This window comes from Leptothoe spongobia TAU-MAC 1115 (assembly GCF_018739885.1).
GTDB lineage: Bacteria > Cyanobacteriota > Cyanobacteriia > Phormidesmidales > Phormidesmidaceae > Leptothoe > Leptothoe spongobia.
Window position 1 is genome coordinate 1 of sequence record NZ_JADOES010000077.1, and the last position, 6,326, is coordinate 6,326.

The 6,326-nt window shown below is 46.9% G+C and carries 10 protein-coding genes; 9 read left to right on the forward strand and 1 reads right to left on the reverse strand.

What is annotated here, in order from left to right:
- Positions 1 to 1,252, forward strand: a 1,252-nt coding sequence (locus IXB50_RS21770; RefSeq protein WP_215611101.1) for a DNA primase family protein, incomplete at its 5' end; no start/stop codon positions are given.
- Entirely contained in the window at positions 1,242 to 1,499 is a 258-nt protein-coding gene (locus IXB50_RS21775) for a hypothetical protein (RefSeq protein WP_215611102.1), read from the forward strand. The genes IXB50_RS21770 and IXB50_RS21775, both read left to right, overlap by 11 nt.
- Here IXB50_RS21775 and IXB50_RS21780 read toward each other — a convergent pair.
- Positions 1,496 to 2,590: a tyrosine-type recombinase/integrase gene (locus IXB50_RS21780; protein ID WP_215611103.1), complete on the reverse strand. Its 1,095-nt coding sequence runs from the start codon at positions 2,588 to 2,590 to the stop codon at positions 1,496 to 1,498. The genes IXB50_RS21775 and IXB50_RS21780 overlap by 4 nt on opposite strands.
- A 483-nt stretch (positions 2,591 to 3,073) precedes the next feature.
- Between IXB50_RS21780 and IXB50_RS21785 the strand changes: the two genes are divergently transcribed.
- The 7 genes from IXB50_RS21785 to IXB50_RS21815 all read left to right on the forward strand — a co-directional run bounded on the left by IXB50_RS21785 (position 3,074) and on the right by IXB50_RS21815 (position 6,294).
- On the forward strand, positions 3,074 to 3,427 hold the full coding sequence (locus tag IXB50_RS21785; RefSeq protein WP_215611104.1) for a hypothetical protein: 354 nt from the start codon (positions 3,074 to 3,076) through the stop codon (positions 3,425 to 3,427).
- Positions 3,420 to 3,878, forward strand: coding sequence for a hypothetical protein (locus IXB50_RS21790; protein ID WP_215611105.1), 459 nt, complete (start codon positions 3,420 to 3,422; stop codon positions 3,876 to 3,878). Before IXB50_RS21785 ends, IXB50_RS21790 begins: the two co-directional genes overlap by 8 nt.
- A 50-nt stretch (positions 3,879 to 3,928) precedes the next feature.
- Positions 3,929 to 4,390: a hypothetical protein gene (locus tag IXB50_RS21795; RefSeq protein ID WP_215611106.1), complete on the forward strand. Its 462-nt coding sequence runs from the start codon at positions 3,929 to 3,931 to the stop codon at positions 4,388 to 4,390.
- A 94-nt stretch (positions 4,391 to 4,484) separates the two neighbouring features.
- The gene (locus IXB50_RS21800) at positions 4,485 to 4,904 is read left to right on the forward strand and encodes a hypothetical protein (protein ID WP_215611107.1); all 420 of its coding nucleotides are present in this window, start codon (positions 4,485 to 4,487) and stop codon (positions 4,902 to 4,904) included.
- Between the two features lie 9 nt (positions 4,905 to 4,913).
- Positions 4,914 to 5,369, forward strand: a complete 456-nt coding sequence (locus tag IXB50_RS21805; protein WP_215611108.1) for a hypothetical protein — start codon at positions 4,914 to 4,916, stop codon at positions 5,367 to 5,369.
- Between the two features lie 254 nt (positions 5,370 to 5,623).
- On the forward strand, positions 5,624 to 6,127 hold the full coding sequence (locus IXB50_RS21810) for a hypothetical protein (protein ID WP_215611109.1): 504 nt from the start codon (positions 5,624 to 5,626) through the stop codon (positions 6,125 to 6,127).
- Positions 6,128 to 6,135: 8 nt separating this feature from the next.
- Positions 6,136 to 6,294: a hypothetical protein gene (locus IXB50_RS21815; RefSeq protein WP_215611110.1), complete on the forward strand. Its 159-nt coding sequence runs from the start codon at positions 6,136 to 6,138 to the stop codon at positions 6,292 to 6,294.
- The last annotated feature ends 32 nt before the right edge of the window (positions 6,295 to 6,326 follow it).

The following is a 6,326-nucleotide window of genomic DNA, read 5'->3' on the forward strand; positions in this document are numbered from 1 at the left end:
CGAGTATGGTTTTACCTGGCAGTTGCCCTATGAGTATCTACCAGGCGTGACATGTGACCCCATCCTTGAATGGTTGCGGTGGGCCGCAAATGAAGATGAAACTGTTGTTCAACTGATCCGAGCTTGCTTAAAGGCAATGGTGATGGGTAGGCCTGACTTCCAGCGATATCTGGAAGTTATTGGCGGCGGCGGTACTGGGAAAGGCACCCTCATTCGATTAATCCAAGCCCTATTAGGACGCTCTAACACTGTCAGTACAAGTCTTTCAAGAATTGCCAGTAGTCGCTTTGAAACATCCCGGTTTATGGGTAAGCGTCTGGTCTTTATCCCTGATGCAGACTATAACCCTACGGCGGTTGATGTCCTTAAACAACTAACAGGTGAAGACTATATCCCATGGGAGCGAAAAGGCGAAAATGCCGATTATACAGACGGATTCAGTCTTGAAGGTTGGGTAATGGTAGCCACCAATAAAGAAGTGATTGCTTCTGATCACACCAATGCTTTATTCAGGCGACGCATACCCATTTATTTTAATCGAATTGTCCCAGACGGCCAACGACGATCATTAATAGAATTTGCTCCTGACGGCTCACTAAGGGGTGAGTTTGCAAAACACCTTCCAGGGCTCTTTAACTGGGTGTTAGAAATGCCCCATGAACTAATGGAAGCCTATATCCGCAACCCACGGCAATATGTGGGAGCAATGGCTGAATTCCAAGCTACCAGTCTCTTAAAGACTGATAGCTTAGCTCAGTGGGTAAACGATCGCGTTGTCGTAGATGAAAAGTCCTGGACAAAAATAGGTGACAAATCGAACCCCAAAGCCAACTGTCTCTATGCAAATTATGTGGATTATTGCGAGTCAGCTAACGTCAAACCTCTGAGCCTGTCAAAGTTCTCAAGCGCTTTAGAGAATTTACTGCAAACGCAACTTGGCATAGATGCACAGCGCAAACGAGAACGAAATCGGGGCAGTGGATTCACAGGCATTCGATTAATTGGCGTTGATTCCATTGGCCAGCCTGATAGCTTCGTTTCTCCAGAAACTGTTTCCAATGCGTTAAAAGGTAATTATAACCATGATGAATGCACACTCTTATCTACTAGAGATATTCAAAGACTCAGTAACCTATACGAGACCGATGGAGCAACATTTGATAAAGAAATTGAGCGCCTGAGTGAGCCTCAGATGGAATTTTTCTATCAGAAGATTTCAACTAATGGGAGGCATCCAGTAAATGCAGGTTAATCTTCTGACTACTGATGAAGCTTGTGAACTATTGCGATGTAAGCCTGATGCCCTTAAAGGACTGCGAGGGAACTGGATACAGGGCGTTCACTATGTCAGGCGTGGTAAAGGCCCTACGGCTCCTTTCCTCTACATCAGAGAAATGATTCTTGACTGGTTGGTCAATCAGGATGCACCCGAGACTCATCAGGCAGCAATTGAAAACTTTAGACGCTCGCTCCCCAGTGGCAAAAGACGTAGACGCTAAAACAGTTCTGGTGTCGTGGGATGACTTTTAATTAGCCCTGCATAGTCTTCATAGAGTGTTCTGACATCATGGCCCGTAATCTTGGCAACCTCCATTGGACTCATACCAGCCTCAAGTGCATGACTAATAAAGGTGTGACGGGTGTTATAAGGTTTCCGATATTCAATCCCTGCATCTTCTAGAACAGTTTTCCAGGCGCGTTTGGCAAAGTTACCTTCATGTATAGGCCCACCTTTTGGTGCTGGGAATACCAGCTCATCAGGGTCAGGCTTAAGTTTTTCTAGTTGCGATCGCAACATCCCTACTAACGATACCGATAGCTTTACCTCACGAGCTTTACCGGTCTTGGTGTCCTTGAACTCGCCATGAGTGTGTGATTCGCCTATCCAGACCACTGAGCAATCAGAGTTGAAATGACGCCAGCGTAGGCCATTGATCTCTCCACTACGAAACCCAGTTCTAAAACGAAATCTCACATAGTCGATGTAATAGCTGTAATAGCGGCTATTCTCAAAACCTTCCAGGATGCGTCTAACCTCATCTTTAGTGAATGGTTTGGTAGGTTGTTTTGGCGGTTTGCGAACATGCAAATCAGCCCAAGGATTACTGCTGACAAGCTCCTTGTCCAGGCCCCATTTCCACCCAGCCCGCAACAAGACCAAGCGTTCCCTAACGGTGATGGGCTCCATATTTTCTTGGAGCCAGCCAAGGAATTCTGTGGCGCTATCTTCATCAGCAGTGCGATTACCAAAGAATTCTCTAAGCCAGGTCACCAAACCCCTATATTTGTCTAGTGTTCGTGGCTGTACCCGTTGGGCTTTCCACTCAATGAATTTTTCAAACAGCTCTACAGCTCCCAATCCTTCGGATGGTGGGCGATCACTTCGATAGCGATCCAAAGTCTTATCGAAGTGCCCAGAAAGCATATCGAGCTTGATTTGTGATGCCCGTCTTTTTGCAACCTCAATATTGATAGGGTCATACTGTAACCCCAGGCTCAAGTATTTGCGATCGCCTTGGTATCTCCAGTAAAGCTGTATCATCCCGTCCTTATTCAGGATGCTAACTTCACCCTTTGGTGTTCTTGGCATGGCTGAAACCCTCACATTGCAAGGGCGTGTAGGAGGTGGGGGGCTTGAATAAACGGTATGTAGGACTGCAGTGCAACCCTTACACGCTGAAATCCTTGTCCCACAAGGTGTGTATCCGGTGTGTAGGGATGTGAAGGACTTGCCTACACTTCCAGGCACCCAGCAAAAAACAAAAAATCGAACTGACCTATTTTTGTACTACCCAGGTCATATCCGCAACCAATCCGCAACTATTAGGATGCTAAAAACCCTATTCTTTCGTGCAATATCGGGTAGTACATACCCAAAATGAAGTGTTAAGCCATTGGCCTTAGATACGACAAAACCCCCCATACATGGGAGGTTTCAATCAATCGGAGCGGCGGGATTTGAACCCACGACCCCTACTACCCCAAGGAAGACTTCCATATCTTGAAAGCAATATATAACAGTGCTTTTAGGTATCCTATAAAATGCCTGTCACATAATTGTCACGAAATTTTTATGCAAGGAGTTGCGGAAGTAGAGCTACTACTCCAGTTGTGGGGGTCGAATCGATTGGATGACGTCATGAGTCATGGGCATGTCGTTGCTGGGGTGACTGGGTGTGTAGTCGCTGGTGGGAAAGGGTTTAAGGCTCAGTCATTGGTGCATCAGTACACTTCGGATGATGTATCGACAGCGCTAACCGTGATGCTGGAACGCCATAAGGATCATGCGGTATCGCTAGTCTGCCGTTATTTGCTGGGTTGGACTGAGGATCGTCTGGCTCGGGTGCTCTCATGTACCATCCCCAGGATGACTACACATCTACTGACAGCTGAGGAATTATTTCTGGCGGTGCTGCTGAATGACTAACGCAACTAAGGCTAAGCAGAATGCACGCATCCGGTTATTGGTCCCCACGGAAATTGCTCAGCGACTAGAAACAGAAGCTGAGTTCATGGGGGTAGGTGAGCACTGCTTTCGAGTAGGTGACAATGCATCGATCAAATCCAAGGCGGATATCGTTCGATGGGCCGTTAACCTCTATGTCCTAGCCATGGAGCGCGAGGAGCCGGATGTGGAAGTCGACCTCTACGCTGGGACGGTAGGGGTCGCGTTTTATATGGGGACCAAAGACCGTGGATTCTGGGAATATGCGATCAAGCAGCATATGGCTGAGTCCATCCATGATCTGGCCAGTCGAGCGTTGACTCGATATTTCCAGCAAGCAGATCAATTATTAGAGAAAGACACGGAAGTCTATTTGATGCTTTCCAAATTTAGTACGCCCGATCTACAAGCTTGGTTGAAAGAGCGTGTGTAAGTTTCTTAATTTTTTTTATATCTGCTCAACATCAAAAATAAGTGCAACGTATGTATAAGCTGCCTGATGTTTTATATAGCTGGGCTAAGCCAGTTACACAAAATGGCCCTAGTGAGATAGAAGGGGGGCTGCTCCTATTTCAGGATGATCGGCCTGGGTTGATTCATTTTTCCAGGCTGGTCGGTGGGGACCAGATCGAGCGCTCTTGGCTATGGTTGTCGAGCAAACCACCGGAGTTGATCTCACTCAGGTTGCTGCCAAGTTTTGCGAAAACTCGTGAGATCGCAGTTGAAATGGCACCCATCAGGAATGCACTGCCACCAGATGATAAAGATGCCTACCTACAAGTAATCGAAAAAGATTATTTGAAGATTTTACCCTTACCAGACATGGGTATTCATGAGATATGGCTGGGCTTTAACTACACGCGCTATGCGTCCAGCCTTGATTTACCTGCTTCGTGTGAGGCTGTTGTAGATTCACAAGAGTTTCTGTCATTGGCAAAACGATAACCACAGTGATCAATCAGCTTCTGACACACAGTTGACAACTGTGGTTGTCACTAATTATAGTGGTCGTGTGGTTAAGCGATGAGTACGCGACACGATGGATGATGCGTCTGGGTTGTACCAACAACAAACTGCTGACTACGCCTTTGATATCAGCTATTTTAGTGCTGACGCCCAGACTGATTCCTCGAAGAAAGACCCGATTGATGGCCCAGATTTAGAATCTTTGCTTGAGGAATTAAAACAACAATCTCAGGCTATTAGAGATAGCGGGAAAGTTGCTCCAACCGGTGTCTACGTTGACAAGTATTCGTCTAAAGGAAAGCCACGGGTTCGGGTTCGTACTACTACAGGGAAGAACATCCCTGGCACCCATCAGAAGTCAAAAGGACTTGGAAGATTTGGTGGTGCCCAGCATCGTGATTGGGAAGCTCGCTGCGATCGCAGGCATCAGCTACAGAAGGTTGAGCGACGAGCGTTAATCATTCAGCAATGGATCGAAGAAGATAAGAAATAGGAGAGATTGATGAAATTTGCTAATCATGGTTTGACAGAGTTTTTACCTACGACTGATCACCTTGGTCAGTCATTGATCAACGACTTCTTTACGTTCATCAATTTATGGCAGGCTGCTTGTGATAACGGGTATGGCATCGTACCGAACTGGGATGAGAAGCGAGATCTCATCATTGAGAGTTTCGATTGGTTCTGCGTCAATATTCTGAAGAATCTGGTTGCGATCGCAGTCTTTATAGCATTGGTTGCCTGGCATGGAGCTACCACGCTTTATACCTGGTGTGTTGCCAGCGGTCGCGTTTGGGTGCATTTACGTTTGATTGTTTCCTTTGTTGGTGGCTGTGCTGTGTTCAGCTTGCGTGTATTGATGTGGATTGAGGAGACTGGGGCACCTATCGTGCTGCAGTGGTGCGATCGTTTGGTGCGTAGGGTTTGGAGTATGTTCTGTCCATGGTTACTTGTCTAAAGAGTTTATGGGTCGCGTACAAATTCAAAAAGTACGCGCCTCGCTTCCGGGTTTGAATGATCTGGGTGGGTAGCCTTGGTTAGTTCATAGGACGTGTACTTCTTCGACTTATACACGATCGTCGGTTGACCTGCTTCGACCCGAATCAGGTCGAAGCAGGTCAGTTGTCAGATAATTGTCAACAAAGGGTTTTGGTTTAGTATGAATTGAACTGCCCTAAATTCTGAGCTGGCCAGCTCACCTCATCTGACCCCATGGCCAAGCGGTTAAACGATATAGAAAAGCAGCAAATCAAAAAAGCATGGATGGAAGGGGACTGCACTATTCCCAGCCTGGCCAAGCAGTATGGTGTCTCCGAATCTTCGATCAAGCGAACCATAAAGGGAATCCCTAAAGGGGGCGGTAAGGCCGCGATCGCAAAGATAGCTACGACAGTAGTTAATGAAGCGGTTGAGTCTGTTGTCTCTCAAGGACTGACATCAGAGGAGATAGAGGAACTACAAGGGGTAGATGATAGTTACTTTGCTCAGGTGCTGATGCTGGTAGCCAAGGAAGCTTTAAATAAAAGCCGAAGCCTAGGATTTAACACGGCAGGTGAGGCGGCAACGACTGCGATGAATGCGTTGAAGACGATTCGTGCGCTGTATCCATTGACGATGCGAGAGGCAGCGCGATGGGTGGTTAAATTACCTGGCTTTCATCCTGAGAAATTTGCACAAATTCTGATGGAGGAATGGAATGACAACAATGCAGCGTAGGTGAGCTGATGCCATCGGCCAGGGCTAATCAGAAGGATGCGATCGCAGCAGCGGCGGCTATAAAATCGTTGCTGCTCGATACAGATGTGGTGATTGGGGCCTGGTGGGAAGATGAGCGAATCTTACCGCTGACTGAATTTTCAAGAGATTTAGGACTTACGCATTGACAAGATAGCAAAGACATGAAGTGATACGAATG